This is a genomic window from Rhodoferax sp. ZS1R25 (assembly GCF_056521335.1).
The window spans coordinates 1,144,612-1,170,760 of the sequence record NZ_JBWMAZ010000001.1; the positions used below are offsets into that span (position 1 = coordinate 1,144,612).

Consider the following 26,149-nt stretch of genomic DNA (forward strand, 5'->3'; position numbering starts at 1 on the left):
GTTAAAATCAAGATATGCCCGGCGATTCTGCACCCATCAATCTGACCAACCACTTTTTGATTGCAATGCCCGGCTTGGAGGACGCCATGTTCTCCAAAAGCGTGGTCTACGTCTGCGAGCACACCACACGCGGGGCCTTGGGGCTGGTCATCAACAAGCCTTCTGACATCAACCTCGACGCCCTGTTTGACAAGATTGACCTGCCGCTAACGCGTGCAGACCTCAACGGCAACCCCGTGTTCCAGGGCGGCCCGGTACAAACCGAGCGCGGTTTTGTGCTGCACGAAGCCATCTGGGCGCTCGATAGCAAGCCCGAGCAGGCGCTGTACGCCTCCACCATGACGATTCCCGGCGGACTGGAGATGACCACGTCCAAGGATGTGCTGGAAGCCATTTCCAGCGGGTCCGGCCCGCGCAAGGTGCTGGTGTCGCTGGGCTATTCGGCCTGGGGCGAGGGCCAGCTGGAGACTGAACTGGGCGAGAACAGCTGGCTGACGGTGGACGCTGACCAAGCCATTATTTTTGACACGCCGGTGGAGCAGCGCTACGACAAGGCCCTGGCCTTGCTGGGCCTGCAGGCCTGGATGATCTCCACCCAAGCGGGGCACGCATGAGCGCACCGGCTGCGGTTGTGCCGGCCCACCTGACGACGTTCATTGCTTTTGATTTCGGGCTGAAGCGCACCGGTGTGGCGGTGGGCAACCGGCTGCTGAAGACCGCCCAGCCACAGGGCTCCATTCACGCCGAAGGCAATGCCCGATTTGACGGCGTGGCCGCCAGGCTCAAGGAATGGCAGCCCGACGCGATTGTGATCGGCGTGCCCTACCACCCCGATGGCGCGCCGCATGAGAACACCACGCGGGCCAAGAAATTCGGCCGCCAGTTGAATGGCCGCTTTGGCCTGCCGGTATTTGAGGTGGACGAGCGCTACAGCACCACCGAGGCCATCAGTTCGGGCGCGAAGGATGCCGATGCAGCCTCGGCCTGCATCATCCTGGAACAGTTTTTGAGGAGTTTGACGTGAGTACTTTGGCTCTGGATGCGGAGGCGCTTTACCGCGAGTTGCTGCGCGGTGTGCAGCAGTTGTGCAACGCCGATACCCGCCTGGTGGGCATTACCTCGGGCGGCGCCTGGCTGGCCGAGCGCCTGCAGGCGGACCTGAAACTGCCGGGCAAGGCCGGCACCATTTCATCGGCCATGCACCGCGACGACTTTGCCCAACGTGGCCTGTCGGCGGGCGGGCAAACGCAGCTGCCCTTCGATGTGAACGGCGCCCAGATATTGCTACTGGACGATGTGCTCTACACCGGCCGCACGCTGCGCGCAGTGATCAACGAGCTGTTTGACTTTGGCCGCCCCGCCTCGGTGCAGCTTGCGGTGCTGGTGGACCGTGGCGGCCGCCAGCTGCCCATCCAACCCGACTTTGCGGCGGCGCGCGTGAGCGTGGCGCCCACCCAGTCGCTGGCGCTCGCGCGCAGCGACGCGGGCGTGTTCTCTTTCGACGTGCAGGAAGCCTGACATGCTCTACAAACGCAACCCCCAACTCAACAAGCACGGCGAGCTGGTGCACCTGCTGTCGGTCGAAGGCCTGCCCAAAAGCATCCTCACCCACATCCTGGACACCGCCTCCAACTTCGTCTCCGTCAACGACCGCGAAGTGAAGAAGGTGCCCCTGCTGCGTGGCAAGAGCGTGTTCAACCTGTTTTTCGAGAACAGCACGCGCACCCGCACCACGTTCGAGATTGCCGCCACGCGCCTCAGCGCCGACGTCATCAACCTGGACATCGCGCGCTCCAGTGCCTCCAAGGGCGAATCGTTGCTGGACACGATTGCCAACCTGAGTGCCATGGCCGCCGACATGTTCGTGGTGCGCCACAGTGAATCGGGTGCGCCCTACCTGATCGCGCAGCACGTGGCACCCCATGTGCATGTGATCAACGCGGGCGATGGCCGCCACGCCCACCCCACCCAGGGGCTGCTGGACATGTACACCATCCGGCACTACAAGAAAGACTTTTCCAACCTCACGGTCGCCATCGTGGGCGACGTGTTGCACTCGCGCGTGGCGCGCTCCGACATCCATGCGCTGACCACGCTGGGCTGTGCCGAGGTGCGCGTGGTGGGGCCCAAGACCCTGGTGCCGTCCGACATGGCGCAAATGGGTGTGCGCGTCTGCCACACCCTGGAAGAAGGCATCAAGGACTGCGACGTGATCATCATGCTGCGCCTGCAGAACGAGCGCATGAGCGGCGCGCTGCTGCCCTCCATGCACGAGTTCTTCAAGAGCTTTGGCCTCACACCTGAAAAGCTGCAGCTGGCCAAGCCCGACGCCATCGTCATGCACCCCGGCCCCATCAACCGCGGGGTGGAAATCGACTCTGCGGTGGTGGATGGCAAGCAGAGTGTGATCCTGCCGCAGGTGACCTTTGGTATCGCCGTGCGCATGGCGGTGATGAGCATCGTTGCCGGCAATGACGCCTGATGGCCACAGACAGAAAGACCTGACACCATGAATATTCTGATCAAAGGTGGCCGCGTGATCGACCCGGCCTCGTCGCTGGACACCCAGGCCGATGTGGCGATTGCCGGCGGCAAGGTGCTGGCCATCGGGGCTGCGCCCGCTGGTTTTGTGGCCGAACAGACCGTGGACGCCACGGGCTGCGTGGTCGCCCCCGGCCTGGTGGACTTGTCGGTGCGCCTGCGCGAGCCCGGGCTGGAGCACGAAGGCATGCTGGCCTCGGAGCTGGCTGCGGCCGTGGCCGGTGGGGTGACCAGCGTGGTCTGCCCGCCCGACACTGACCCCGTGCTGGACGAAGCCGGTTTGGTGGAAATGCTGCGCTACCGCGCCGAGCGCCTGCACCAGGCGCGTGTGTTCCCCATGGGCGCGCTGACCCGCGGGCTCAAGGGCGAAGTGCTCACCGAAATGGTGGCGCTGACCGAAGCCGGCTGCGTGGCCTTTGGCCAGGCCGAAGTGCCGCTCGTCAACACCCAGGTGACCCAGCGCGCCCTGCAATACGCCAGCACCTTTGGCTACAGCGTGTGGCTGCGCCCGCAGGAATACCACTTGGGCAAGGGCGTGGCCGCCAGCGGCCCGCTGGCCACGCGCATGGGCCTGTCGGGTGTGCCGGTAGCGGCCGAGACGATTGCCCTGCACACCATCTTCGAGTTGGTGCGCTCCACCCAGGCGCGTGTGCACCTGTGCCGCATCAGCAGCGCCGCGGGCGTGGAACTGGTGCGCCAGGCCAAGGCGGAGGGCCTGCCCATCACATGTGATGTGAGCATCAACTCGCTGCACCTGACCGATGTGGACATGGGCTACTTCGACAGCCGCATGCGTGTGAACCCGCCACTGCGCCAGCAGCGCGACCGCGACGCCCTGCGCGCCGCGCTGGCCGACGGCACCATTGACGCCCTGGTGTCGGACCACACGCCGGTAGACGAAGACGCCAAGGCCCTGCCGTTTGCCGAGAGCGAGCCCGGCGCCACGGGGCTGGAGCTGTTGCTGAGCCTGTCGCTCAAATGGGCGACCGACCACAAGCTGGGCCTGTCTCATGCGCTGGCGGTGGTCACCAGCCAGGCCGCCCAGGTGTTGGGGGCCGGGTTGGGCAGTCAGGTGGGGCGCCTTGCTGTGGGCGGTGCGGCGGATGTGTGCGTGTTTGACCCGCAAGCCGCTTGGGTGGTGGAGCCCGCGGCGCTGCGCAGCCAGGGCCGCCACACCCCGTTCAGTGGCTACGAGCTGCCAGGCCGCGTGCGCACCACGCTGGTGGCCGGTCGCATAGCGTTTGCGGCCTGACATGCGCCGAATCCAGGCCTGCTGGCGTTTGTGGCGTGTGTTGCTCCATGTGCTGGCGGGCGCGTGGCGCATCCACTGGGTGTTCCCCAAGCTGACGCAGCCCGAGCGGGATGCAGAAGTTCAGGCCTGGGCCCGCGCCATGCTTGCGCGATTAGCTATCAAATTGGTAGTAAACGGCACCCCGCCCAGCGCCGGCCCCATGCTGCTGGTGTCCAACCACATCTCGTGGCTGGACATCGTGGTCATGCACGCCGCGCGCCATTGCCGCTTTATCTCCAAGGCCGCGGTGCAGCACTGGCCCATCGTGGGCACGCTGGCCAACGCTGCGGGCACGCTCTACATCGAGCGCGAATCTCGTCGCGACGCCATGCGCGTGGTGCACCACATGGCGGAACGCCTGACGGCGGGTGACGTGCTGGGCGTGTTTCCCGAAGGCACCACGGGTGACGGCAGCACCGTCCAGCCGTTCCACGCCAACATGCTGCAAGCCGCCATTGCAGCCCACGCCCCGGTGCAGCCCGTGGCTCTGCATTTCTCAGACGCGACCACTGGCCACGTGAGCTTTGCGCCTTGCTATATCGGCGATGACACCCTGCTCGTTTCGCTGTGGCGCACGCTCAAGACCCAGAACCTGCAGGCCGTGGTGAGCTTTGGCACAGCGCAGACTGCCGACGGCCGAGACCGCCGGACTTGGGCGGCCGACCTGCGCCAGGCCATTGTGAATTTGCGTGGCGACGTGACACTGAACGACAAGGTTTAAGAGGTAAATAGGTCTCTAGCCCCCGTATTCATTGCGCGAGCAGCTACCAATTTAGTAGCAATCCGCAGGCGCGCAGTCCATCAGTCGGGACAAAGCCGACTGCCTGGCCCGCAGGAACTTCTGCAGCAGCGCCGGGTACTCCGCATGCGCAGCTTGGCGTACCGAGGGGCGCTCCGCTAGGCGGGTGCGCCAGGCGTGCACCTTGGGCAGACCATCGAAGAATCCAAAGTCCTGGATGGCGTCAAACACCTCGAAGTACCGAAACACCGGGCCAAACACCGCATCCACGAGGCTGAAGCGGTGGCCCCCGAAGTAGGGGCCGGCGCCCAGCGCGTCTTCCAGCTGCTGCAGGCGCAGCCGAATCTGCTGCACCTGCATCGCCAGGCCCTCCGCATCCTTGGCGGTGTAGAACGCGCCAATGGTGTTGAGCAATGACGAGCCGAACTCCATCCAGGCCCGGTGCTGGGCCCGCTCCAGGGCCGCATCGGGGTGCAGGCGCGGGGGCGCGGTTTCATCCAAAAATTCGCAGATCACGGCCGACTCAAAGATCGGCTCGCCATCGACCAGCAGCACCGGCGTCTTGCCCAGGGGCGAGATGCGCAGAAACCAGTCAGGCTTGTTCGCCAAGTCGATGTCGCGGCGCTCAAAGCTCAGATTTTTCTCGGCCAGCACAATGGCGGCGCGCTGCACGTAGGGGCACAGGGTGTGCGAAATCAGGACGAAGGGCGGGTGCATGGCATCTCCAAATGCAGTTGAGAGGCCGCGACTGTAATATTGTCAAAGTGCAATGAAAATGGGCATAGGTGCATTTAATGATTGCAAAGACGCAATACACCATCAGCGCGGCTGACCTGGAGGTCATCCTGGCCATGCTGCGCGCGGCCAACCTGGCGGGAGCGGGGAAGCGGCTGGGCGTGGACGCGTCCACGGTGTTCCGGTCCATCCGCCGCATCGAGCGCGGCCTGGGCCAGCGCCTGTTTGAGCGTTCCCGCGCGGGCTACGCGCCGTCGGGGCTGGCGCAATCGCTGGCAGAACATGCGGAGCAGGTGGAAGCTCAGCTGGAACGCGCACGGTCCGCGGCCCAGGCCACGCCGGAGCTGGTGTCGGGCATGGTTCGCATCACCACCACAGACACCTTGCTACACGGCCTGGTTGCGCCCGCGCTCAAAACGCTGGCCACGCTCCACCCCCTGCTGACGTACGAACTGCACGCGGGCAATGAACTCACCAGCCTGACGCGGCGCGATGCCGACATTGCGCTGCGGGCGACCAAGCGCCCGCCCCAGCACTTGGTGGGCAAGCATGTGGGCCCCATCCGCGTGGCGCTGTATGGCGCGAAGAATGGCCCGGCGCGCAACTATGGTGACGTGGAGGCCGGCAAGGCGTCATGGATTGGTCCCGACGATGGCTTGCCCGAACACCCTTCGGTGGTCTGGCGCAAACGGCACTTTCCCAAGGTGGTGCCGCGCTACTGCGTGGGCAGCATCCTGACCGTGATGGAGCTGGTGGCCGCGGGCCTGGGGGTGGGCGTGCTGCCGCAGTTTTTAGCGCAGACGCGCAGCGATCTGGTGCAGCTGACAGAGCCATTGGACGAATGCCAGACCGAGCTGTGGCTGCTTACGCATCCTGAGTCACGGCATCTGCGGCGGGTGTCTGCGGTGTTTCGGCATCTGGCTGAAACGGTGTCGCTCTGAGGGTAGGGTGCTGGTGCCCTCGACAGGAATCGAACCTGTATCTGCCCCTTAGGAGGGGGCCGTTCTATCCATTGAACTACGAAGACCAGCGAGCGGCGATTGTAAGGGTGGCTATTTGGTGAGTTGCCGCATCGCCTCTTCCAGCCCCTTAAGGGTCAGCGGGTACATCTTGTTGTGCATGAGCTGCTGGATCACGCTGATGCTCTGGCGGTACTGCCACACGCCCTGCGGCTCGGGGTTGATCCAGGCGAACTTGGGGAAGGTACTGGTCAGGCGCTGCAGCCATTCGGCGCCGGCCTCTTCGTTGTTGTATTCCACGCTGCCGCCGGGCTGCAGGATCTCATACGGCGACATGGTCGCGTCGCCCACAAAGATCAGCTTGTAGTCCTTGTTGTACTTGCGCAGGATGTCCCAGGTATTGAACTTCTCGGCAAAGCGGCGGCGGTTGTTCTTCCACATGTAGTCGTACACGCAGTTGTGGAAGTAATAAAACTCCAGATGCTTGAACTCGGTCTTGGTGGCGCTGAATAACTCTTCCACGCGCGCAATGTGCTCGTCCATGGTGCCGCCCACGTCCATGAGCAGCAGCACCTTCACATTGTTGTGGCGCTCGGGCCGCATCTTGATGTCCAGGTAGCCCGCATTGGCCGCCGTCTTGCTGATGGTTTCGTCCAGGTCCAGCTCGTCCTCATGGCCCTCGCGCGCGAACTTGCGCAGGCGGCGCAGCGCCACCTTGATGTTGCGCGTGCCCAGTTCTTGCGTGTCGTCGTAGTCCTTGTAGGCGCGCTGGTCCCATACCTTCACCGCGCTTTTGTTTCGGCTCTTGTCTTGGCCAATGCGGACGCCTCGCGGATTGTTGCCATAGGCACCAAAGGGCGATGTGCCGCCGGTGCCAATCCACTTGCTGCCGCCTTCGTGGCGTTCCTTTTGCTCTTCCAGCCGCTTTTTGAGCGTCTCCATGAGTTCGTCCCAGCCCATGGCTTGCAGCTTGGCCAGCTCTTCGGGGTTGAGCATGCCTTCCAGATTTTTGCGCAGCCATTCAGCAGGAATGTCTTTGGTGAAGTCGGCCACCATCTCCACACCTTTGAAGTAGGCGGCAAAGGCGCGGTCGAACTTGTCGTAGTGCTTCTCGTCCTTTACCAGCGTGGTGCGGCTGAGGTAGTAGAAGTCGTCGATCTTGTAGCCGCTGGGCTCGGCGTCGTCCTCGGGCTGCGGGCTGTTGGGCCCCACCACGCCTTTTTGCAAGGCTTCCAGCAGGGTCAGGTATTCCTTGACCGAGACCGGCAGCTTGGCGGAGCGCAGGGTGTAGAAAAAGTCCAGCAGCATGGCAGGCTCCGTGTGTGCGTCAGGCGCGCGGCTTGTCCAGCAAATACAGCAGTTGCGCCTTGGCCTCGGGCCATTCGCCGCTGCGCATGCTGTACATCACCGTGTCGCGGATGGTGCCGTCGCGGCGCAGCGCGTGGCCGCGGATCACGCCGTCTTTCTTGGCGCCCAGGCGTTCGATGGCGGCCTGGGATTTGAAGTTGAAGTTGTCGGTGCGCCAGCCCACCACGTGGCAGCCCAGAGTTTCAAACGCATGCGTCAGCAGTAGCAGCTTGGCCGTGGTGTTGACGTGGCTGCGCTGGCTGCTTTGGCCGTACCAGGTCCAGCCAATCTCCACGCGCTTCACCGCGGGCACGATGTCGTGGTAGCTGCTGCAGCCCAGCACGTGGCCGGTGGCCTCATCGGTGACGGCGAAGGCAAAGCGGTTGCCGGCCTTGCGCATGGACAGCGCGTCTTCGATGTACTTGCGGGTTTGCTCGGGTTCGGGCACCGAGGTGATGCGCAGGGTCCACAGCTCGCCATCGGCGGCGGCGGCGCGCAGGCCGGCTTCATGCTCCAGGCCCAGGGGGACCAGCTTCACGCCGCGGGCGGTCAGGGTCACGGGTTCTACAAATGCCATGCGGGTTTACTCCTTGGGGGTATTGCCGTGGCGGCCACGCCAGCGGCGGGCCAGCTGCAAGCCCAGGCCGCCGCCAAAGCCCACCAGCACGATGCCGCCGATGCTGGCATTGCTGTAGCCCGGTGCAAAAATGTCCCAGCCCAGCCAGCGGCTGATCCAGAAGGCCAGGAGCGCGCCCCCCACAAAGCCCACCGCGTCAGACACGCCTTCCAGCAACAGTTTGTGATTCATGGGGCCTTAGCGGTTGTTGCGTTGCATGAACATCAGCTTCTCGAACAGCGTGGTGTCCTGCTCGTTCTTCAGCAGCGCGCCCACCAGCGGGGGCACGGCCATCTTGTCGTCCTTGCTGTGCAGCGCTTCCAGCGGTATGTCTTCGGCCAGCAGCAGCTTCAGCCAGTCCAGCAGCTCGCTGGTAGAGGGCTTTTTCTTCAGACCCGGGAGGCTGCGCACCTCAAAGAAGGTCTTCATCGCCGCGGCCAACAGCTCTTTCTTCAGGCCGGGGAAGTGCACTTCCACAATGCTTTGCATGGTGGTGGCATCGGGGAACTTGATGTAGTGGAAGAAGCAACGGCGCAAAAAGGCGTCGGGCAGTTCTTTCTCGTTGTTGGAGGTGATGAACACCAGGGGGCGGTGCTTGGCCTTGATCAGTTCGCGCGTCTCGTAGCAGTAAAACTCCATGCGGTCGATTTCGCGCAACAGGTCGTTGGGGAATTCGATGTCGGCCTTGTCGATCTCGTCGATCAGCAGCGCCACGGGCTTGTCGGCCGTAAAGGCCTGCCACAGCACGCCTTTGATGATGTAGTTGTGGATGTCCTTGACGCGTTCACCGCCGTCAATGTCAGACAACTGCGAGTCGCGCAGACGACTCACGGCGTCGTACTCGTACAGGCCTTGTTGCGCCTTGGTCGTTGATTTGATGTGCCATTGCAGCAGCGGCATGTCCAGCGCCTGGGCCACTTCTTCGGCCAGCATGGTCTTGCCGGTGCCGGGCTCGCCCTTGACCAACAGCGGGCGCTGCAGCGTGATGGCGGCGTTGACCGACAGCATCAGGTCCTGGGTGGCGACGTAATTCTTGGTTCCGTGGAATTTCATGGCGTGGGCGGGCGGGGCAATGGGTGGTCGGACCAAACAATGCAGAAAGGCTGCAAAGGGCGCAGGTGGCGGTCGATATAATCGGCTAGCTGATTTATACCAATCACCGTCTTGATTGTCCCCGCAAAATGAACAAATTCCTCTTGTCCCTGTCCGCTGTGCTTGTCGCCTCCGTGACCGTTTTCGCTGCCCACGCCGAGGGCGTCCAAGGAGATATCAAGGCTGGCGAAAAGAAGAACGCCATGTGTATTGGCTGCCACGGCATCGTGGGCTACCAAGCCAGCTTCCCTGAAATCCACAAGGTCCCCAAGATCTCGGGCCAAGGCGGCAAGTACATTGCCTCCGCCCTGAATGCCTACAAAAAAGGCGAACGCAAGCACCCCACCATGCGCGGTATTGCCGATTCGCTGTCTGACCAGGACATCGCTGACCTGGCCGCCTTTTACGAAGCCAGTGGTGCCGTGCAAGGTGCCCCCGCCCTGGAAAAGGCCGCTGCAGGCTCCGAAAAAGTGAACGCCTTGCTGACCAAGGGCAACTGTGCGTCCTGCCACGGTGACTCGTTCAGCAAGCCCATCGACCCCACCTACCCCAAGATCGCCGGCCAGCACAGCGACTACCTGTATGTCGCCCTGAAGGCCTACAAGACCGAAGGCAACGCCAACATCGGCCGCGGCAACGCCATCATGGGCGGCGTGGCCAAGCAGTTCTCCAACGCCGAACTGAAGGAACTGGCCAACTACATGGGCAGCCTGCCCACCGAGCTGAAGACCGTGCCACAAAGCCGCTTCCGCTAAGCCGCCACCCAGCACCCTGTAAAAAAGCCGCTCATCGAGCGGCTTTTTTACAGGGTGCTGAAACTGCTGTTACGGACTTGCGGGGTGGATGGGGATCACGGTTTTCTGGGTGCCCACCATGAAGTAGCTGGGGCAGGCGTAGCGTTCAATGTCATGCCCGTGCAAGGGAAACGAGCCGCAGTTGGACGCCCTGCGCAATGCGGAGTGGTAGATGCCGCACTGGTACTTGGAAGGCCCGATGGCCTCCAAAAACATGCATTGGTGGTTCATGCAGCAGTTGCCGCACTGCACGCACTCTCCCGCGATGTCCTCAGGCACCAAGCTGACCTGACCCACCACATCTTTGAAATAGTGAAGTGCCGGGCCCTTTCGCATCGCGTCGATGTGCTGGCGGGCCTTGCGCACGGTTTGCCCGTACTGGGCGATGTATTTCCTGCGCCAGAAAATCGCGCTGGCAAGAACAGGGGCAATGGGCAAGGCGGCGTACGCGCTGCCAATGACGAGCCACGCCGCGAGTTTGGCAAATCGATGCTGCATCCGGTTTTCCTCCATATCGCCCAGGAATCCTAAGGAGCGGATGCGGCAAAACCGTGACACGCAATCTTCACATGGAGTGTCACCGCTTGTTCATATGGCATGGGCACCATGCGGGCACCTACTTTGTCTCAGAGGCATGCCTTCAGATTCCCGACAGATACCGCGCGCGTTCTTCATACTCCTTGCGGTCCAATTCATCTCCACCCTGGCAGACAACGCTTTTTTGATTCTTGCCATCGCGCGGGTCATGGAGCTGGCTGAGGCGGACTGGCGGATCCCCATTCTGAAAATCGGGTTCACCCTGTTCTACGTGCTGTTGGCCCCTTTGGTGGGGCCCTTGGCGGATGCCTTTCCCAAAGGGCGGGTCATGCTGCTATCCAACGCTTTCAAGGTTCTCGCCATGGGGCTGCTGTTGGCGGGGGTAGACCCCTTGTTATCCATTGTGGTGGCGGGTTGGGGCGCAGCGCTGTACGCGCCTGCAAAGTACGGGTTGATCACAGAATTGCTGCCTTCGCACGAATTGGTGCGCGCCAATGGCTTCTTTGAAGGTGCCACCGTGTGCGCGGTGATTCTGGGCACCGTCTTGGGAGGCGTTTTGATCAGCCCACTGATGCTGGGACTGACCTGGCCTGTTCCGTGGGAGGTGCATGCCAAACCAGATAGCGCCCTGGTAGCCGGTATGTGGGTTCTGCTGTGTCTGAACCTGCTGGCGACGGCAATGTGCTTTGTTGTACCCAACAGCAGTGCCAGGTATGAACGCCATTCCCTGTACCCGAAGGCGTTGGTGCTGCGCTTTTGGCAGGAAAACATACTCCTCTGGCGCGACATTCTGGGTGGCATGTCCATGGCGGTCACCACCCTGCTGTGGGGAATCGGTGCAACCTTGCAGTTGGTGGTGCTGCGGTGGGCGCACGAAGCACTGGGTTTGCCTTTGAACCAAGCAGCGTATTTGCAGGGTGTGACGGCGCTGGGTGTGGTGGTCGGTGCCGTTTTGGCCAGCCGGTATGTCGTGCTTGACCGGGCAGTGCGCCTTCTGCCGCTGGGTGCACTCCTTGGGGCCATGATTCCCCTCATGCTCCTGGTGGAGTCAGTGGCCATGGCCGCAGTGTTGATGGTGCTGGTTGGGGCATTGGCGGGCTTCTTCGTGGTTCCCATGAACGCACTGCTCCAGCACCGTGGACATGTCTTGCTGACCGCGGGCCGCTCCATCGCCGTGCAGGGCTTCAATGAAAACGCAGGCATGCTGTTGATGCTGGGGGTGTACGCCGGTGCCACAGGACTACACCTGCCTCTGCCGACACTGATTCTGGGCTTTGGTGCGCTGGTAACGCTGGGAATGGTCGGCATCTGCGCGAAGCACCATGGGCATTGGTTGCCCGCTTCGACGGCTTGATCGACGTCAAACTGTCAAAAAAACATCATCAAGTTGTTATTTTGATTGCCTAGTCTCGCGGCTGTGAAAACCTCAGACGAACTCCTGGTTGAAGCCTACGCCCCGCAAACACCGAGTTTGCGGATTGCCGTGGTGACTGAAACCTTTGCCCCTGAAATCAATGGCGTCGCCATGACCTTGGGATGGTTGGTTGCCGGCCTGTTGCAAAAGGGGCATTCATTGCAAGTGGTGCGCCCACGCCAATCCCGGGAGGCACCCGCAGTGCAGCAGGACCGATTCGACGAAGTGCTGTCCCGTGGTGTTCCGGTACCTGCCTATGGGGAGCTGCGCTTTGGCATGCCCTCCAAAAATCGTTTGATCCAGCTCTGGAGTGAACGTCGGCCGGACATCGTGCATGTGGTCACCGAAGGGCCGTTGGGCTGGTCGGCGGTGGCTGCGGCGCGCAAGCTGCAATTGCCGATCACCAGTTCCTTTCACACCAACTTCCAGAGTTATTCCCAGCACTACGGCATTGGCCTGCTGAAAACCCCCATCGAATCCTACCTTCGCAAGCTGCACAACCGGACCCAGGCCACCATGGTGCCCACCAGAAGCCTGGTACAGGATCTGACGGCGCGTGGCTATGAGAATGTCACGTTGCTGTCGCGGGGCGTGGATCTCCAGCAGTTTGGCCCACAGCACCGTTCGTTGGCGCTGCGTCGGCAGTGGGGCGTGCAAGGGGATGCACCGGTTGTCCTGCTGGTGGGGCGCCTGGCCAAGGAGAAAAATGTGGGTTTGGTCATTGCCGCTTTTCGGGCGATCCAGGCCCGTTTGCCGGACGCCCACCTGGTGCTGGTGGGTGACGGTCCTTTGCGCAAATCGCTGGCGGAGGCCTGCCCGGAAGCCCATTTTGCAGGGGTTCGGAAAGGGGCAGACCTTGCCGCGCACTATGCGTCCGCAGATATTTTTCTTTTCCCCAGTGTCACGGAAACCTATGGCAATGTGGTGCCCGAAGCCCTGGCCAGTGGCCTTGCCGTGCTTTCCTATGACTGCGCGGCGGCGCTTGAGTTGATCGAAAGCGGGAGCAATGGGGTTCTGGTGCCTGCGGGTGATGATGTGGCATTTGTCAACACCGCTGTGCAGCTGGCACTCGATCCTGAGCGAGTCCAGCGTTACCGCAAGGCCGCGGCCCAGGCAGTGGCACACCGCAGCTGGGACGCCGTGTGCGAGAGCTTCCTGCTCACCTTGCGGTCGGTGCTGGAGCGCCACGGACGGTCGTTTGCGTCGCCCATTGCGCTGCGTCCCGGCAACTCAGTCCTGCCAGCGCAAGAGCGGTTGTCCCATTCGCACGTGCCGCCCCTGCACTAGCGCCGTGCAAAGCGTAAACCCCTTGGGCGCCAGCACGATCACGGTGGACCCATGCTGAAACCAGCCCATTTCCTGCCCACGCGAGAAGTCTGCGTTGCAGGAGATCACCCGAGGGCCTTTGTACTTCAGGTGGAACAGCACATCCAGAAAATGCAGCCGGATGCTGGCGACCAACACCGCAGCTACCGGAACCAGCGCAACCCGCTTGCCCTGCAGCGGAGCGGGCCCCTTCAGTCGGGTGCCAATGTAGGCGCGCTCGTTCTTGCAAAACAGTTTCTCCACGCGCTTGAGCGCAATGGGGTTGACGTTCCAGGTGTCGCCGGAGAAGTAGCGCACCTCTTCCACGGTGCAGTCGTGCGGGGCATGGAATCGGTGGTACATGCTGGACGTCAGTCTCAGCGTGACAAAGAAGCCGTCGCGCCATTCGTCGACAGGCGCGTCCTTGCCCAGCAAATCTTCCAGCGTGTAGGGAAAGCCTTTGGCCTGAAAGACGCGGGTGCCCTCCACGGGGCCAAACGCTCCGACGATGGCATCCACCGGACTGGTCATCGTGTTCGCATCTCCGGCAATGGGGCGAGCACCTTCTTGGAGTTCGCGCGTAAAGCAGTCGTGCATGCTGGAAAACCGCGTTTTCTTGGCTTCGCTCAAGTCCAGCGCGCTGAAAAACTTCCAGATGCCAATAGAGGCATCCCGCACCCACGGGTGTTCCACTTTGCTGAACCAGCCCAGAAAACGGGTCAGCGTCTGCCGGGGGATGCGGTTGGTCAGCAGGAAGTTCAAGTCTTCGTGGGCCAGGATTTTTTGGATTTGCTCGCGTAGACGCATGGCGTGAATCTTTGGTAAATGGATGTGAAAGGCAGAACCGGTGAATGAATCTCTAGATATGCAAATGGTGCTGCTGGCAGGCGTTGGCAGTGCGGCGCTGTTTGCTGCGTTCCGCAAAGTCAAGGCGCGCGCCGAACTGTCGCTGGCCAAGCACCGTTCCCTGGCGGGGCACCCGCGCACGGCACGCCGAATCGCGGAGCTGTTGCCCAACTACAGCTACGACGAACAGCTGGTATTTGCGGTAGACGGCGCCCCAGCGGAGGTGGTTGCCAGGCGCAAGGCGGCTTTCGACCATTTGGTGCAGGAGATCGCACAGCGCTTCCCCCTGACGCTGAGCGCGGGAGCCTCGGTGGTGGACGGTCTGTCGGACATGCAATTTGTCAGCGCTTACCGCGTGCCCTTTCAGTTCAAGGCCATGGTGCAAAAGGGGCTGAAGATCGGGTCCTTCTTGCAATCGTCCACAGGCGTTACCGTGACCGATCTGGACGGGAATGTGTTCTACGATCTGACGGGCTCCTACGGTGTGAACCTGATGGGAAACGACTTTTACAAGACTTGCATCGACGAGGGGGCCGACATCGCCCGAGACCTGGGGCCGGTGCTGGGTGCCTACCACCCGGTGATGGTGGACAACGTGCAGCGGCTGCGCAAGGTTTCCGGCATGGACGAAATGTCCTTCCACATGTCCGGCACCGAAGCGGTCATGCAGGCGGTGCGCCTGGCCCGCTACCACACCGGTCGCAACAAGGTGGTGCGGTTTTGTGGTTCTTACCATGGGTGGTGGGGCGATGTGCAGCCCGGCATTGGCAACCCGATGTCTGCCAAAGACACCTTCACACTGTCCGAAATGGGCGAGGGCACCCTGCGGGTACTGCGCAAGCGCAAAGACATCGCCTGCATTCTGGTCAATCCGTTGCAGGCGCTGCACCCCAATATGGCGGCACCGAGTGATTCGTCTTTGCTCGATGGCTCGCGCAAGGCGGCCTTCAACAAAGAGCAGTACACCGCCTGGTTGCAAACCTTGCGCACCATTTGTGATGCCCGGGGCATTGCCCTCATCTTTGACGAGGTGTTCGTTGGCTTTCGCCTGGCACCCGGCGGGGCACAGGAATACTTTGGCGTGCGCGCCGATATGGTGACCTACGGCAAGACCTTGGGTGGTGGGCTGCCCATCGGCGCCCTGTGCGGCAAGCGCGAGTGGATGCGCCGTTTCCGCGACAACGCGCCCGCGGACATTTGCTTTGCGCGCGGTACCTTCAATTCGCACCCGTACGTCATGGGGGCCATGAACGCTTTCTTGCGCCAACTGGAAAAGCCCGAAGTAGCCGCCAATTACCAAGGCCTGGACAGCGTCTGGAATCGCAGGGCGGCCCAACTGAACCATGCGATGGAGGTGGCGGGTTTTCCGGTTCGCGTCGCCAACATGTCGTCCATATGGACGGTGCTGTATCCCCAGCCAGGCTGCTACCACTGGATGTTCCAGCACTATTTGCGCATGCAAGGGCTGGCCTTGAGTTGGGTGGGTACCGGTCGCATGATTTTCAGTCTGAACTTTAGTGACGCGGATTTCAATGAGGTAACCCGCCGGTTTCTATTGGCGGGACGAGCAATGCAGAACGATGGCTGGTGGTGGAACGATGGCAACCAGACCCACAAGGCGATCAAGCGCCGCATTCTGCGGGAGATGTTGGTGGCCCGGTTCTGACCCCGAGAGGGGCAGAACCGGGCGGCCGGTTTAGCTGGGGGCGTGGTCCATGTTGCGACGGGGTTCAATCAATTCCCCGCGCAGCAAGGCCCAAGGAGCTTTGTAGTACAGCTTGATGTCGTGGAACGGGTCTGTCAGGATTTTGGTCATCCACACCAGCCCCGACATCACGTCTTTGATGAAAAACAGATGCACAGTGCGGAACACCAAACCACCCACCCCGATCGCCAGCCAAAGTTCGCCCGTGTGGCGCATATAGCCTTCCCACGTGCTGTGGGCGTCAAAGAGGCCAAACAGAGTGGGGTCAGCGAGCAGTAGCAGGGGGGCGGCAGCCCAGATCACCATCAGCACCACCTTGCGCTGGAGGTTGTAGCCCACCTTGATTTCTTCCTTGTATTCGTGCGAGGCCTGATTGACTTCGTCGTACCCGCGGGGTTCAAAGAAAAAGTGCCCCGACTGCCGTGAGGTCATGGAAATCAGCCAGGCGACCAGTGCGGCCAGCGCCGGGTCCTTGAACAGCAATGCGTAGGACACGACAAAGCTGATGGCGCTCACCAGATGCAACGCCTGGTTGATGCGGCTGTGGTGGTAGTAGCGGTGGTCATCCCATCGCTGAATCTGGAGTTGTTTGAGAAATTCCTGCATGCGAGAAGTCTCCTTCAAAGGGAGAAATCATGCTATCGCTGCTTGATGGCAGAGCCGTGACAAACGATGTGACGGTTCAATGAAAGTGCGTCTGGCGGGCGGGGTGCCGCCAGGCGCCTCAGTCCTTGGTGGCGTGCCGCTGCACGCAGGCGATGTAGGCGTCGCCGTCCGGCGGGCGGCCGGCGCGCTGGCTTTCCCACAGCATGGTGCCCAAACACTCCATGGCCTCGTGGTGCGCCTGGTGCAGCGAGTTGCGCTTGTGCGTGAGCAGCTCCACCGCCTGGCGGATGCCGCGCGGCTGGTCGATGCTGCACTGCTCGCTGATGGACAGGTGCATGCTCAGATGCAAAAACGGGTTGGTTCGCCCCTCGGTCGCCTCGTACATGGTGGCCAGCGCCAGATCCACATCGGCAAAGTCGGCGGCGTACTCGGGGTGCTCGTCCATCCACTGGGATGCTATGGTTTCAATAGCTTCCAGCGCAACGCCCGTGCGGGCCTTGGCATAGGTAGAGCAAAAAAATCGACGTACGTCTTCTTGGGAGGGGCTGAACATGGGAGCCAAGGTTAGCATGCGCCTGCCACGTTGGTGTCAGCCACCGGGCGTGTCCTTGGTTACAGTGCGGGCACCTCTTCTTGTCGGACGATTGCCATGCCCCACGCCTTTGTTTGTGACGCCATCCGCACCCCCATAGGCCGCTACGGCGGCGCCCTAAGCAGTGTGCGCGCGGACGACCTAGCGGCCGTGCCCATTCAGGCGCTGATGGCGCGCCACCCCGGGGTGGACTGGGCGCAGCTGGACGAGGTGCTGCTGGGCTGCGCCAACCAGGCCGGCGAAGACAACCGCAACGTGGCGCGCATGGCCGCCCTGCTGGCGGGCCTGCCACAGGACGTGCCGGGCGCCACGCTGAACCGCCTGTGTGGCTCGGGTTTGGATGCCATTGGCACGGCAGCCCGCGCCATCAAAGCGGGAGAAGCTCAGTTTTTGATAGCGGGTGGCGTGGAGAGCATGAGCCGCGCCCCGTTTGTCATGCCCAAGATGGACGCCGCCTTTGGCCGCAGCAACGCGGTCTACGACACCACGATTGGCTGGCGCTTCATCAACCCCCAGATGCAAGCCCTGTACGGCACCGACAGCATGCCGGAGACCGCTGAGAACGTGGCGGCCGAGCACGGCATCAGCCGCGACGCACAAGACCGCTTTGCGCTGGCCAGCCAGCAAAAGGCCCTGGCGGCGCAGCAGGCGGGGTATCTGGACGCCGAAATCACCCCGGTCACGCTCAAGGCCAAAAAGGGCGAGGCTGTCGTGGTGCGCCAGGACGAGCACCCCCGCGCCACTTCGCTGGAAGCACTGGCCAAGCTGGCGCCTATCGTGCGCCCCGGCGGCACGGTGACGGCCGGCAACGCCAGTGGCGTGAACGACGGTGCCTGCGCGCTGCTGCTGGCCAGTGAAGAGGCCGCCACGCGCCATGGCCTCACCCCCCGCGCCCGCGTGGTGGGCATGGCTACGGCCGGCGTGGCGCCGCGCGTCATGGGCATAGGCCCGGCGCCCGCAGTGCAAAAGGTGCTGGCGCAGACTGGGCTCACGCTGGCGCAGATGGACGTGATTGAGCTGAACGAAGCCTTTGCCGCCCAGGGCCTGGCGGTGCTGCGCCTGCTGGGGCTGGCGGACGAAGACGCGCGCGTGAACCGCTGGGGCGGCGCCATTGCGCTGGGCCACCCGCTGGGCGCCAGCGGTGCGCGCCTGGCCAACACGGCGGTGAACCAGCTGCACACGCTGGGCGGGCGCTACGCCCTGTGCACCATGTGCATTGGGGTGGGGCAGGGCATTGCCGTGGTGCTGGAGAGCGTACATTCTTGAAGATGACTTTCCCGCTGATCACCGATCCATTTTTCTACGCCGTCACCATCCCCGCCGTGCTGCTGCTGGGCATCAGCAAAAGCGGCTTTGGCGCGGGCTTTGGTTCGCTGGCCGTGCCCATGATGGCGCTGGCCGTGACCGTGCCCGATGCGGCGGCCATCCTCATGCCCATCTTGTTTGTGATGGACGTGCTGGGCATGGCGGCGTTCCGCAAAGACTTCGACCTCACGCTGCTGAAGTTCCTGATTCCCTTTGGCATGCTGGGCATTGCCATCGGCGCGCTGCTGTTCAAGGTGCTGAACCCGCACACGGTGGCGGCCATGGTGGGCGGCTTCACGCTGCTGTTTCTGGCGCAGCGCCTGCTGTTTCCGCCCAAGCCCGACAGCGCGCCGCCGCCCCGCTGGTTGGGCGCCGTCCTCACCACCACCTCGGGCTTCACCAGCTTCATCGCCCACGCGGGCGGCCCGCCCATCAACGCCTATGTGATCCCGCTCAGGCTCAGCCCCATCAAGTTCACTGCCACCATGGCGTTCTTCTTCTTTGTGGTGAACCTCAGCAAGTGGATACCCTACGGCCTCTTGGGACTGCTGGACCTGCGCAACATGGCCACCAGCCTGGTGCTGCTGCCCATTGCCCCCGTGGGGGTGTGGATCGGCGTGCGCCTGGCGCGGCGCATCAGCCAGAAAGTGTTCTACCGCTTTCTCTACGCCGGCATGCTGTTGACCGGCGTGAAGCTGCTGTGGGATGGGTTGGCCTGATCGGTTGAACCGCTCCAGCGGGCCCTAGTTGTCCCACCCGTGTGGTCGCCGCTTTTCATTTTCAGCACGCTCCTGCGCCATCTGCTCTTCCAGCTGCTGGCGGCCCTGCTTGATGACGGCGATCAGCTTGGAGCTGTCTTTGTAGTGGGGGTGCAGCTTCTCAAACAGCTCCAGGTTGTGCTGGCGAAAGCGCATGGTGGTCTGGCGTGCCGCATGGGGCTCGTGGCCCAGCAGCTCCAGCACACTGCGCGCGCTGCGCAGGCTGGATTCGAACAGCTCGCGCTCCACCAGCATCACCCCGCGGTCGCGCAGCTTGTTCCAGTGGATCACGTCGCGCGCGCGCGCCACGATCTGCAGCTGCGGAAAGTGCGCCTGCGCCAGGTCCACGATCTCCAGAGACTGCTCCACATCGTCCACCGCCACCACCAGCACCTTGGCGTTGGCAGCACCGGCGGTGCGCAGCAGGTCCAGCCGCGTAGCATCGCCGTAGTACACGCGGTAGCCAATGTTGCGCGCCACCTCAATCATCTCGGCGTCGTGGTCCAGCACGGTGGCCGGAATGCCCTCGGCCAGCATCACACGCGCAATGATTTGTCCGTAGCGGCCGAAGCCCGCGATCACGATGGGGGCCTCCTGCTGCTCGGAGATCTCTTCCATGGCGGGCACGCCGCAGTGGGCGTAACGCGGCAGCACCAGCCGGTCCACCACCACCAGAATCAATGGGCTCAGCAGCATGGACACGGCCACCGCGCCAATCAGCAGCGAGGCCGTCTGCGCCGGGAACACATTGGCCCCGGCCGCGGCCTGGAACACCACAAACGCAAACTCACCCCCTTGCGCCAGCAGCAGCGTGAACACCGGGCGCTCTTGAAATGGCAGCTTGATGTGGCGCGCCAGCGCGTAGATCACCACACCCTTGATGGCCAGAAAGCCCACCACCACCAGTGCCATCACGCCGGGCGATTGCATCAACACGCCAAAGTCGATGCTCATGCCGACAGCAATGAAGAACAGGCCCAGCAGCAGACCTTTGAAGGGCTCGATGTCGGTTTCCAGCTCGCGCCGGTATTCGCTCTCGGCCAGCAGCACGCCGGCCAAAAACGCCCCCAGCGCCATGGACAGGCCGACAAACTGCATCAGCCCCGCAATGCCCACCACCAGCAGCAAGGCTGTGGCGGTGAAGATTTCGGGCGTCTTGGAGCGCGCAATCCAGCGGAACAGCGGGCGCATCAGCAGCCGCCCGCCGAGCACGATGCCGGCGATGACCACTATGATTTTGATAGCTGCTTGCGCATATTCGACGGGGGCTGAGGCCTCATTCTCTACCGCAACCACGCCCAGCAGCGGCAGCAGCGCCAGGATGGGGATGGCCGCCACGTCCTGGAACAACAGGATGGAAAACGCCGCCTGCCCGCTGCCGGTGGGCAGCAGGTTGCGCTCGTCCATCACCTGCAGCGCAATGGCGGTGCTGGACAAGGCCAGGCCCAGCGCGGCCACCAGCGCCAGGCGCCAGCCCACGCCGCAGGCCATGGCCACCACGGTGAGCAGCAGCGCGCAGCCCAGCACCTGCATGCTGCCCCAGCCAAAGATGGAGCGGCGCAGGTTCCACAGCCGCCGCGGCTCCAGCTCCAGGCCGACCAGAAATAGCATCAGCACCACGCCAAATTCGGCAAAGTGCAGGATGTCTTCCACATTGGTCACCAGGCCCAAGCCCCAGGGGCCGATAGCAATGCCGGCGGCCAGGTAGCCAATGATGGAGCCCAGGCCCACGGCCTTGGAGAGCGGGACGGCGATCACCGCCGCACTCAGGTAAATAAAGCTGTTGATCAGCCAGGTCGGTGCGTGTTCCATCAGAGCTTGACCTCCACGGTGTCGTGCGTGGGCCGGTCGGTGTCAGGCACCACGCAGGCCGGGCAGCTTTCCATGTCGTCCAGCTCGGGCCACTGCGGGTAGCTGGCCAGGCGTTCGGTGAACATGGCCACATGGGCGTCCACCTCGGCCGCGCCCACACTGTGCGCACCGTGCAGCACCATGGGCGGCAGGAAGCGCATGCCGCACAGTGCGGCGGTCTGCTCGTAGGGGGGCATGAAAGCGTCAAAGAAATAGCGGTTGTAGCCCTGCGGGTGGTAGGAGTCCTCTGGCCCGCCCGTGGTGGCTACCAGCCACAGGTCCTTGCCCTGCAGCGCATGGCCACCGCCATAGGCCCAGCCGTGGGCCAGCACATCGTCCAGCCAGAGCTTGAGCAGCGCGGGCATGGAGTACCACTGCACCGGGTGGAGCAGCACCACCAGTTGGGCGTCTTGCAGCCGGGCCTGCTCGGTGGGCACGGCAATGCTGTAGTCGGGGTAACGGGCGTACAGGTCGCACACCGTGGCGGTGTCGGCGGCGCGCGCAGCCTGCAGCAGGCGCCGGTTGACCCGGGATTCACGCCAGTTGGGGTGGGCCGCCACCACGTAGATGGGGCGGGCGGGCGCCGTGCTGGGTGTGGCGGCGGGCGGTGCTTGGTGTTCGGTGTCCATCCCGATAACATAGCGCAGTTCCACCCTCCAAGGAGTCGTGTATGCCCGTGGTTGTTGTCGCCAATCCCAAAGGCGGGGTGGGAAAGTCCACCCTGTCCACCCAGATCGCGGGCTACTTTGCCTCCCAGGGGCACGCCGTCATGCTGGGCGATGCCGACCGGCAACAGTCCTCCAGGCTCTGGCTCACACTGCGTCCCCCAGCCGCCCGGCCCATTGCCAGCTGGGACGTGGGAGACGACCAGATCGCCAAACCGCCCAAAGGCACCACCCACGTGGTGCTGGACACCCCGGCAGGCCTGCATGGCAAGCGCCTGAAGGAGGTGCTGAAGCTGGCCGACAAGGTGGTGGTACCGCTCCAGCCCAGCGTGTTTGATATCTTCGCCACCCGCGCCTTTTTGGACGAACTGGCCGACAGCGCCCAGGCTGCCAAAACGCAGATCGGCATTGTGGGCATGCGCGTGGACGAGCGCACGCGGGCCGCCGATCAGCTGCATACCTTTGTGCAGAGCCTGGGCCTGCCGGTGCTGGGCTTTGTGCGCGATACGCAAAACTACATCCAGCTTGCCGCCCGCGGGCTCACGGTGTTTGACGTCACACCGGGCCGCGTCGAGCGCGACCTGGCGCAGTGGCAGCCCATCTGCCATTGGCTGGATGCCAAATAGGTCCACGTAAGCGCCAGGCCAGCTTTGTCACCCGGCGGACACGCCGGTGCGCCGCGGCTGGCTACAGTGGGCGGCATGAAAACCTTTGCCACCCTTGCCGAACTCTCCGCCCTGGTGGGCCAACACGTCGCCACCAGCGAGTGGGTCACCGTCACCCAGGAGCACATCAACCTGTTTGCCCAAGCCACGGGCGACCACCAGTGGATCCATGTGGACGTGGAGCGCGCCAAGGCCGGCCCGTTTGGCGCGCCGATTGCCCATGGTTTTCTGACGCTGTCGCTGATCCCGCATTTTTTTGAAAGCGCGCTCACCGTGACCGAGGCGCGCATGGGTGTGAACTACGGGCTCAACAAGGTGCGCTTCATCGCCCCGGTTCCCGTGAACAGCCGCCTGCGCGCGCAGATGAAGCTGCTGGCCAGCGACCCCATCGACAATGGCGGTCGCCAGCAGACATGGGAAGTGACCGTGGAGCGCGAGGGTTCGCCCAAGCCCGTCTGCGTGGCCGAGTCGTTGGCGCGCCAATACCCTTAAGCGCTGAGGGTGGCGAAGCCCTGCTGTCGCCAGGCTTCAAATACGGTCACTGCGACGGCGTTGGACAGATTCAAGCTGCGTTGCCCCGCCAGCATGGGCAGGCGCAGGCTGCGCGGGGCGTCAAACGCGGCGCGCACCGTATCTGAAATCCCCTTGGTCTCGGACCCAAACACCAGCCAGTCGCCCGGCTGGAACGCCACCGCATAGGGGCTGCGGGTGCCGCGTGTGGTCAGCGTGAACATGCGGTCCATGGCGGGTTGCTCGGTGTCCAGAAAGGTTTGCCAGCTGGCATGGCGCTTGAGCGCCGCGTACTCGTGGTAATCCAGCCCGGCCCGGCGCATGTGCTTGTCATCCATGGAGAACCCCAGCGGCTCCACCAGGTGCAGCGTGCAGCCCGTATTGGCCGCCAGGCGGATGACGTTGCCCGTGTTGGGGGGGATTTCGGGCTCGACCAGAACAATATGGAACATGGGCGGTATTGTCGCGCGGCCGCACTGGAGAATTTCCAGGATTTGCCTACTATGGAAGAGTCATCACTTCGGGGTGTGCCATGAAAACCTTGGACCAGCTGCACAAAGACTTCGGTGCGTTTTATCCCACGGGCCACACGGTGGTCGCGTTCCAGGACCTGGAGGACGCGCACCAAGTGCTGCACGAGCTGCGCGCGCACGGGCTGGCGGCGAGCGACTCCATGGAGCTACTCCCAGAGCAGATGGCCGAGTTCGCGGAAAGAAACATTCACGAGGCGGGCTTTCTGGCCAGCCTGGGCACCAGCCTCTCGACCCTGCAGGCGTTTCTGGACGCGGCCCACGACGGCGCGACCTTCCTGATTCTGGCCACGCCCGACGAGGCCAGCGCCGAGCGCGTCAAAGAGGCCATCCACCACGTGTCCTTTGTGCTGGCCGAGCGTTACCACCGCCTGGCCATCGAAACCCTGCACTGAGCGGCCCGCCGCGGACCGGTTACTCTGTCCGCGCAAACACCAGCACGGTGATGTGGGCCACGCCAGCACCGCGCAGGGCCGTGCTGGCCGCGTGCAGCGAGGCGCCGCTCGTCATCACATCGTCCACCAACACCACGCGCCGGTCGCGCAGTTCGCCCACGCGCAGGGGCTCCACGGCGAATGCGCCCTGCACGCTGTGCAGCCGCTCCTTGCGTGGCAGGCTGCTTTGGGGCGGGGTGTCTTTAACGCGCAGCAGCAGGTCGGTGCGCAGCTTGTGCGGCGCCAGGCGACGCGCCAACTCCAGCGACTGGTTGAAGCCACGGCTTTGCAGGCGCTGGCGTGACAAGGGCAGCGGCAGTACGAGGTCGGTCGCGTCCAGCGCGGGCTCTACCCACGGCGCGCTGTGCAGCAGAGTGGCCAGGGTGCCGGCCCAGGCCGGGTGTTGCTGGAATTTGAAGTCCACCACCAGGCCGGACCACGGGTAGGCATAGGCCACCGCGGCCAGGGCCGCATCCCACGGGGGTGGGGTGGTGATGCAGGCGCCGCAGCGCGCCATGCCCGCAGGCAGCGGCAGGGCACAGTGCGCGCAGCGGTGCACGGGTTGCGCAAACTGCGCCACGCAATCTTCACACACCGCCTGGGCGGGCCAGGCATGGCACACGGCGCAACGGCTGGGCAGCCGCCGCGATACCCCCTGAAGCAGCTGGCGGAACATGCAGGCAATATACTCGCGACCGCCTTTTGCACCCTCCCCATGAGCACCCAGCGCCCCCCTACTATCGACCCCGTTGCTGCCACCCGTTGGGCCCAGCGGCGCCCGGTGCCCGGCGAGACGTCGCCCTGGCTGCATGAGGAAGTGGCCCGCCGCATGGAAGACCGTCTGCAGTGGATCGTGCAAAAGCCCCAGCAATGGGTGCACTGGGGCCCGTTGCAGGGCGGCGTGCAGGCCCAGGCGCTGTTAAGCCAGCGCTACCCCGATTCCGAGTGTTTTGTGCTCGAAGCCCCCGCGGAACGTGCGCGGGCAGCTCATGATTTGATAGCAAAGCCCTGGTGGCAGCCCGCCCGCTGGCGTGGCCCCAAGCTGCACTTTGCCGCGCCCGCGCAGCCGGTGCAGATGCTGTGGGCGAATATGGCGCTGCACACCGCCGCCGACCCGGAAGCCCTCATCGGCGAGTGGCACCGCCTGCTGGCGGTCGATGGTTTTGCCATGTTCTCCTGTCTGGGGCCCGACACGCTGCGCGAGTTGCATGCGGTGTACGCGCGCATGGGCTGGCCCGTGCCCGGCCATGAATTCACCGACATGCACGACTGGGGCGACATGCTGGTCCATGCAGGCTTTGCCGAGCCGGTGATGGACATGGAGCGCATCACGCTGACCTACTCCACGCCGCAGAGCTTGCTGGTCGAGCTGCGCGGCCTGGGGCGCAATCTGCATCCGCAGCGGTTTGCCGGCCTGCGTTCGCGCGCGTGGCTGGCGCGTTTGCACGCCGCACTGTCACAGGGGCTGGCCACATCCGCGGGCGATGGGCGGCTGCAGGTGACCTTCGAAATCGTCTACGGCCATGCCTTCAAACCCCGACCTCGGCTCAAGGTGCAGCCCGAGACCACGGTGTCGCTGGAACAGATGCGATCCGTTCTCAAGCACGGCCCAACGGGCGCCAAAACGGGCGCCTGAGCGACGATCCGGGGCCGCAGTTTTGCCTTTTTGGGGCAGATTCAGAGGCCGTCTGGACTACAATGCGGGGTAATAGAGGTAACGGCATTTCCCCTGCAGTCTCGACTCGCCTGTGAATGGCTGGTCCATTTCGGGCAAGACGCATGACGAATCTAGTTTTTCGCTTTGCGACGGTACAAGGGCGGCACGTTCAGTGGTTTCTCAGGCGCAACTGTTCGGTTTCGCCTGTCCAACTGGCCTGGCTGTATGTGTCACTGTGTGTAGTTTCTTTGGGTATCGGAATGCTTTTCTGGTCCCAGGGCGCAACACTGGTGATGCCCTTTGCATCACTTGAACTGGTGGCAGTGGGAATAGCGTTCGTGGTCTATGCCCGGCATGCCACCGACGGCGAGCGCATCTCCTTGCAGGAGGGGCAGCTAGTCGTCGAATTGGAAAATGCTGGCAGGCTCGAGCGCGCCGAATTTCAGAGAGATTGGGTCAGGGTGGAGCCGCGTGCGGGGGACGGATCATTGATCGAGTTGTCTGGGCGGGGTAGAACCATCCAGGTAGGGCGTTTCATCCGGCCAGAGCTGCGACCGCTGCTGGCCCGTGAAATCCGGCTTGCCTTGCGTGCCGCCTGATGGGGCATGCGCGGTCTGCGCATTTGGTAATTTTGGGGCTTAGAAAAGTGAACACG

Annotated in this window: 31 protein-coding genes and 1 tRNA gene; 18 read left to right on the forward strand and 14 right to left on the reverse strand. The window is 63.4% G+C overall.

Translation table 11 applies throughout. The features are described 5' to 3' along the window. Nucleotides 1-14 precede the first annotated feature (14 nt). From AC097R_RS05405 to AC097R_RS05430, 6 genes are read left to right on the forward strand one after another with little or no spacing between them, the layout of a single operon-like run. Nucleotides 15-614 carry a YqgE/AlgH family protein gene (locus AC097R_RS05405; RefSeq protein WP_479596574.1) on the forward strand — a complete coding sequence of 200 codons (600 nt, stop codon included), beginning with the start codon at nt 15-17 and terminating at the stop codon, nt 612-614. Next, entirely contained in the window at nt 611-1,024 is a 414-nt protein-coding gene (gene ruvX, locus AC097R_RS05410; RefSeq protein WP_477890681.1) for a Holliday junction resolvase RuvX, read from the forward strand. The genes AC097R_RS05405 and ruvX overlap by 4 nt, the downstream gene beginning before the upstream one ends. Further along, a complete protein-coding gene (gene pyrR / locus AC097R_RS05415; RefSeq protein ID WP_479596575.1) occupies nt 1,021-1,518 on the forward strand; it encodes a bifunctional pyr operon transcriptional regulator/uracil phosphoribosyltransferase PyrR in 498 nt (165 codons plus the stop codon). Before ruvX ends, pyrR begins: the two co-directional genes overlap by 4 nt. A 1-nt stretch (nt 1,519) precedes the next feature. Next, a complete protein-coding gene (locus AC097R_RS05420) occupies nt 1,520-2,482 on the forward strand; it encodes an aspartate carbamoyltransferase catalytic subunit (RefSeq protein WP_310340200.1) in 963 nt (320 codons plus the stop codon). Between the two features lie 27 nt (nt 2,483-2,509). Further along, a complete protein-coding gene (locus AC097R_RS05425) occupies nt 2,510-3,793 on the forward strand; it encodes a dihydroorotase (RefSeq protein ID WP_479596576.1) in 1,284 nt (427 codons plus the stop codon). A gap of 1 nt (nt 3,794) precedes the next feature. After that, the gene (locus AC097R_RS05430) at nt 3,795-4,553 is read left to right on the forward strand and encodes a lysophospholipid acyltransferase family protein (protein WP_479596577.1); all 759 of its coding nucleotides are present in this window, start codon (nt 3,795-3,797) and stop codon (nt 4,551-4,553) included. A gap of 51 nt (nt 4,554-4,604) precedes the next feature. Here the strand turns inward: AC097R_RS05430 and AC097R_RS05435 are convergent, their stop codons facing one another. Continuing rightward, complete coding sequence (locus AC097R_RS05435) at nt 4,605-5,288, reverse strand: glutathione S-transferase family protein (protein ID WP_479596578.1); 684 nt, start codon at nt 5,286-5,288, stop codon at nt 4,605-4,607. A gap of 77 nt (nt 5,289-5,365) precedes the next feature. On the opposite strand from AC097R_RS05435, the gene AC097R_RS05440 reads away from it, so the two are divergent. Continuing rightward, nucleotides 5,366-6,247, forward strand: a complete 882-nt coding sequence (locus AC097R_RS05440) for a LysR family transcriptional regulator (RefSeq protein ID WP_479596579.1) — start codon at nt 5,366-5,368, stop codon at nt 6,245-6,247. Between the two features lie 11 nt (nt 6,248-6,258). Here AC097R_RS05440 and AC097R_RS05445 read toward each other — a convergent pair. From AC097R_RS05445 to AC097R_RS05465, 5 genes are all read right to left on the reverse strand, one after another. Continuing rightward, nucleotides 6,259-6,333 (reverse strand) — tRNA-Arg (locus AC097R_RS05445). A gap of 25 nt (nt 6,334-6,358) precedes the next feature. After that, on the reverse strand, nt 6,359-7,573 hold the full coding sequence (locus AC097R_RS05450; RefSeq protein ID WP_479596580.1) for a vWA domain-containing protein: 1,215 nt from the start codon (nt 7,571-7,573) through the stop codon (nt 6,359-6,361). A gap of 19 nt (nt 7,574-7,592) precedes the next feature. Beyond that, nucleotides 7,593-8,189 (reverse strand): GNAT family N-acetyltransferase, encoded by a 597-nt coding sequence (locus tag AC097R_RS05455; RefSeq protein WP_479596581.1) that lies wholly within the window; start codon nt 8,187-8,189, stop codon nt 7,593-7,595. Nucleotides 8,190-8,195: 6 nt separating this feature from the next. Then, nucleotides 8,196-8,420 carry a hypothetical protein gene (locus AC097R_RS05460; RefSeq protein WP_479596582.1) on the reverse strand — a complete coding sequence of 75 codons (225 nt, stop codon included), beginning with the start codon at nt 8,418-8,420 and terminating at the stop codon, nt 8,196-8,198. Nucleotides 8,421-8,426: 6 nt separating this feature from the next. Beyond that, nucleotides 8,427-9,281: an AAA family ATPase gene (locus AC097R_RS05465; protein WP_479596583.1), complete on the reverse strand. Its 855-nt coding sequence runs from the start codon at nt 9,279-9,281 to the stop codon at nt 8,427-8,429. Between the two features lie 128 nt (nt 9,282-9,409). Between AC097R_RS05465 and AC097R_RS05470 the strand changes: the two genes are divergently transcribed. Then, nucleotides 9,410-10,075 carry a c-type cytochrome gene (locus tag AC097R_RS05470; protein ID WP_479596584.1) on the forward strand — a complete coding sequence of 222 codons (666 nt, stop codon included), beginning with the start codon at nt 9,410-9,412 and terminating at the stop codon, nt 10,073-10,075. A gap of 69 nt (nt 10,076-10,144) precedes the next feature. On the opposite strand, the gene AC097R_RS05475 is transcribed toward AC097R_RS05470, so the two are convergent. Further along, on the reverse strand, nt 10,145-10,612 hold the full coding sequence (locus tag AC097R_RS05475; protein ID WP_479596585.1) for a hypothetical protein: 468 nt from the start codon (nt 10,610-10,612) through the stop codon (nt 10,145-10,147). Nucleotides 10,613-10,652: 40 nt separating this feature from the next. Here AC097R_RS05475 and lplT point away from each other — a divergent pair, with 40 nt between their 5' ends. Continuing rightward, nucleotides 10,653-12,005, forward strand: coding sequence for a lysophospholipid transporter LplT (lplT, locus tag AC097R_RS05480; protein ID WP_479596586.1), 1,353 nt, complete (start codon nt 10,653-10,655; stop codon nt 12,003-12,005). Between the two features lie 63 nt (nt 12,006-12,068). Next, nucleotides 12,069-13,352, forward strand: coding sequence for a glycosyltransferase family 4 protein (locus AC097R_RS05485; protein WP_479596587.1), 1,284 nt, complete (start codon nt 12,069-12,071; stop codon nt 13,350-13,352). On the opposite strand, the gene asd is transcribed toward AC097R_RS05485, so the two are convergent. Then, complete coding sequence (gene asd, locus AC097R_RS05490) at nt 13,296-14,177, reverse strand: archaetidylserine decarboxylase (protein ID WP_479596588.1); 882 nt, start codon at nt 14,175-14,177, stop codon at nt 13,296-13,298. The genes AC097R_RS05485 and asd overlap by 57 nt on opposite strands. A gap of 58 nt (nt 14,178-14,235) precedes the next feature. On the opposite strand from asd, the gene AC097R_RS05495 reads away from it, so the two are divergent. Continuing rightward, complete coding sequence (locus tag AC097R_RS05495; RefSeq protein ID WP_479596589.1) at nt 14,236-15,882, forward strand: aminotransferase class III-fold pyridoxal phosphate-dependent enzyme; 1,647 nt, start codon at nt 14,236-14,238, stop codon at nt 15,880-15,882. Nucleotides 15,883-15,912: 30 nt separating this feature from the next. Here the strand turns inward: AC097R_RS05495 and AC097R_RS05500 are convergent, their stop codons facing one another. Both AC097R_RS05500 and AC097R_RS05505 read right to left on the reverse strand, forming a co-directional pair. Continuing rightward, on the reverse strand, nt 15,913-16,527 hold the full coding sequence (locus AC097R_RS05500) for a hypothetical protein (RefSeq protein WP_479596590.1): 615 nt from the start codon (nt 16,525-16,527) through the stop codon (nt 15,913-15,915). A 118-nt stretch (nt 16,528-16,645) separates the two neighbouring features. Continuing rightward, a complete protein-coding gene (locus AC097R_RS05505) occupies nt 16,646-17,080 on the reverse strand; it encodes a DUF1841 family protein (protein WP_479596591.1) in 435 nt (144 codons plus the stop codon). 96 nt (nt 17,081-17,176) lie between these two features. On the opposite strand from AC097R_RS05505, the gene pcaF reads away from it, so the two are divergent. Together pcaF and AC097R_RS05515 are read left to right on the forward strand one after the other, a co-directional pair. Continuing rightward, on the forward strand, nt 17,177-18,385 hold the full coding sequence (gene pcaF, locus AC097R_RS05510) for a 3-oxoadipyl-CoA thiolase (RefSeq protein WP_479596592.1): 1,209 nt from the start codon (nt 17,177-17,179) through the stop codon (nt 18,383-18,385). Nucleotides 18,386-18,387: 2 nt separating this feature from the next. Beyond that, nucleotides 18,388-19,143: a sulfite exporter TauE/SafE family protein gene (locus tag AC097R_RS05515; protein WP_479598096.1), complete on the forward strand. Its 756-nt coding sequence runs from the start codon at nt 18,388-18,390 to the stop codon at nt 19,141-19,143. A 24-nt stretch (nt 19,144-19,167) separates the two neighbouring features. Here the strand turns inward: AC097R_RS05515 and kefC are convergent, their stop codons facing one another. Both kefC and kefF read right to left on the reverse strand, forming a co-directional pair. Beyond that, entirely contained in the window at nt 19,168-20,994 is a 1,827-nt protein-coding gene (gene kefC / locus AC097R_RS05520) for a glutathione-regulated potassium-efflux system protein KefC (protein WP_479596593.1), read from the reverse strand. After that, nucleotides 20,994-21,662 carry a glutathione-regulated potassium-efflux system oxidoreductase KefF gene (gene kefF / locus AC097R_RS05525; protein ID WP_479596594.1) on the reverse strand — a complete coding sequence of 223 codons (669 nt, stop codon included), beginning with the start codon at nt 21,660-21,662 and terminating at the stop codon, nt 20,994-20,996. Before kefF ends, kefC begins: the two co-directional genes overlap by 1 nt. Nucleotides 21,663-21,703: 41 nt before the next feature. Here kefF and AC097R_RS05530 point away from each other — a divergent pair, with 41 nt between their 5' ends. Both AC097R_RS05530 and AC097R_RS05535 read left to right on the forward strand, forming a co-directional pair. Further along, nucleotides 21,704-22,324, forward strand: a complete 621-nt coding sequence (locus AC097R_RS05530) for a nucleotide-binding protein (RefSeq protein ID WP_479596595.1) — start codon at nt 21,704-21,706, stop codon at nt 22,322-22,324. Nucleotides 22,325-22,399: 75 nt separating this feature from the next. Then, nucleotides 22,400-22,855, forward strand: a complete 456-nt coding sequence (locus AC097R_RS05535) for a MaoC family dehydratase (protein WP_479596596.1) — start codon at nt 22,400-22,402, stop codon at nt 22,853-22,855. On the opposite strand, the gene trmL is transcribed toward AC097R_RS05535, so the two are convergent. Further along, nucleotides 22,852-23,325: a tRNA (uridine(34)/cytosine(34)/5-carboxymethylaminomethyluridine(34)-2'-O)-methyltransferase TrmL gene (trmL, locus tag AC097R_RS05540; protein WP_479596597.1), complete on the reverse strand. Its 474-nt coding sequence runs from the start codon at nt 23,323-23,325 to the stop codon at nt 22,852-22,854. The two genes, AC097R_RS05535 and trmL, sit on opposite strands and share 4 nt — an antisense overlap. 80 nt (nt 23,326-23,405) lie before the next feature. Between trmL and AC097R_RS05545 the strand changes: the two genes are divergently transcribed. Continuing rightward, on the forward strand, nt 23,406-23,798 hold the full coding sequence (locus AC097R_RS05545) for a hypothetical protein (RefSeq protein ID WP_479596598.1): 393 nt from the start codon (nt 23,406-23,408) through the stop codon (nt 23,796-23,798). A gap of 19 nt (nt 23,799-23,817) precedes the next feature. On the opposite strand, the gene AC097R_RS05550 is transcribed toward AC097R_RS05545, so the two are convergent. Further along, entirely contained in the window at nt 23,818-24,513 is a 696-nt protein-coding gene (locus AC097R_RS05550) for a ComF family protein (RefSeq protein WP_479596599.1), read from the reverse strand. Between the two features lie 39 nt (nt 24,514-24,552). Between AC097R_RS05550 and AC097R_RS05555 the strand changes: the two genes are divergently transcribed. After that, the gene (locus tag AC097R_RS05555; RefSeq protein WP_479596600.1) at nt 24,553-25,473 is read left to right on the forward strand and encodes a class I SAM-dependent methyltransferase; all 921 of its coding nucleotides are present in this window, start codon (nt 24,553-24,555) and stop codon (nt 25,471-25,473) included. A 143-nt stretch (nt 25,474-25,616) separates the two neighbouring features. After that, entirely contained in the window at nt 25,617-26,093 is a 477-nt protein-coding gene (locus tag AC097R_RS05560; RefSeq protein WP_479596601.1) for a DUF2244 domain-containing protein, read from the forward strand. Nucleotides 26,094-26,149 lie beyond the last annotated feature (56 nt).

Coding starts and splice junctions, on each gene's coding strand:
- AC097R_RS05545 (WP_479596598.1), top strand. CDS start 23,406: ATGAAAACCTTGGACCAGCTGCACAAAGACTTCGGTGCGTTTTATCCC.
- trmL (WP_479596597.1), bottom strand. CDS start 23,325: ATGTTCCATATTGTTCTGGTCGAGCCCGAAATCCCCCCCAACACGGGC.
- AC097R_RS05430 (WP_479596577.1), top strand. CDS start 3,795: ATGCGCCGAATCCAGGCCTGCTGGCGTTTGTGGCGTGTGTTGCTCCAT.
- AC097R_RS05535 (WP_479596596.1), top strand. CDS start 22,400: ATGAAAACCTTTGCCACCCTTGCCGAACTCTCCGCCCTGGTGGGCCAA.
- AC097R_RS05495 (WP_479596589.1), top strand. CDS start 14,236: ATGCAAATGGTGCTGCTGGCAGGCGTTGGCAGTGCGGCGCTGTTTGCT.
- lplT (WP_479596586.1), top strand. CDS start 10,653: ATGCGGCAAAACCGTGACACGCAATCTTCACATGGAGTGTCACCGCTT.
- AC097R_RS05550 (WP_479596599.1), bottom strand. CDS start 24,513: ATGTTCCGCCAGCTGCTTCAGGGGGTATCGCGGCGGCTGCCCAGCCGT.
- AC097R_RS05505 (WP_479596591.1), bottom strand. CDS start 17,080: ATGTTCAGCCCCTCCCAAGAAGACGTACGTCGATTTTTTTGCTCTACC.
- AC097R_RS05515 (WP_479598096.1), top strand. CDS start 18,388: ATGACTTTCCCGCTGATCACCGATCCATTTTTCTACGCCGTCACCATC.
- AC097R_RS05460 (WP_479596582.1), bottom strand. CDS start 8,420: ATGAATCACAAACTGTTGCTGGAAGGCGTGTCTGACGCGGTGGGCTTT.
- AC097R_RS05465 (WP_479596583.1), bottom strand. CDS start 9,281: ATGAAATTCCACGGAACCAAGAATTACGTCGCCACCCAGGACCTGATG.
- AC097R_RS05450 (WP_479596580.1), bottom strand. CDS start 7,573: ATGCTGCTGGACTTTTTCTACACCCTGCGCTCCGCCAAGCTGCCGGTC.
- AC097R_RS05425 (WP_479596576.1), top strand. CDS start 2,510: ATGAATATTCTGATCAAAGGTGGCCGCGTGATCGACCCGGCCTCGTCG.
- AC097R_RS05555 (WP_479596600.1), top strand. CDS start 24,553: ATGAGCACCCAGCGCCCCCCTACTATCGACCCCGTTGCTGCCACCCGT.
- AC097R_RS05560 (WP_479596601.1), top strand. CDS start 25,617: ATGACGAATCTAGTTTTTCGCTTTGCGACGGTACAAGGGCGGCACGTT.
- AC097R_RS05500 (WP_479596590.1), bottom strand. CDS start 16,527: ATGCAGGAATTTCTCAAACAACTCCAGATTCAGCGATGGGATGACCAC.
- AC097R_RS05420 (WP_310340200.1), top strand. CDS start 1,520: ATGCTCTACAAACGCAACCCCCAACTCAACAAGCACGGCGAGCTGGTG.
- AC097R_RS05470 (WP_479596584.1), top strand. CDS start 9,410: ATGAACAAATTCCTCTTGTCCCTGTCCGCTGTGCTTGTCGCCTCCGTG.
- AC097R_RS05455 (WP_479596581.1), bottom strand. CDS start 8,189: ATGGCATTTGTAGAACCCGTGACCCTGACCGCCCGCGGCGTGAAGCTG.
- ruvX (WP_477890681.1), top strand. CDS start 611: ATGAGCGCACCGGCTGCGGTTGTGCCGGCCCACCTGACGACGTTCATT.
- AC097R_RS05530 (WP_479596595.1), top strand. CDS start 21,704: ATGCCCGTGGTTGTTGTCGCCAATCCCAAAGGCGGGGTGGGAAAGTCC.
- AC097R_RS05475 (WP_479596585.1), bottom strand. CDS start 10,612: ATGCAGCATCGATTTGCCAAACTCGCGGCGTGGCTCGTCATTGGCAGC.
- asd (WP_479596588.1), bottom strand. CDS start 14,177: ATGCGTCTACGCGAGCAAATCCAAAAAATCCTGGCCCACGAAGACTTG.
- AC097R_RS05435 (WP_479596578.1), bottom strand. CDS start 5,288: ATGCACCCGCCCTTCGTCCTGATTTCGCACACCCTGTGCCCCTACGTG.
- kefF (WP_479596594.1), bottom strand. CDS start 21,662: ATGGACACCGAACACCAAGCACCGCCCGCCGCCACACCCAGCACGGCG.
- AC097R_RS05405 (WP_479596574.1), top strand. CDS start 15: ATGCCCGGCGATTCTGCACCCATCAATCTGACCAACCACTTTTTGATT.
- AC097R_RS05440 (WP_479596579.1), top strand. CDS start 5,366: ATGATTGCAAAGACGCAATACACCATCAGCGCGGCTGACCTGGAGGTC.
- kefC (WP_479596593.1), bottom strand. CDS start 20,994: ATGGAACACGCACCGACCTGGCTGATCAACAGCTTTATTTACCTGAGT.
- pcaF (WP_479596592.1), top strand. CDS start 17,177: ATGCCCCACGCCTTTGTTTGTGACGCCATCCGCACCCCCATAGGCCGC.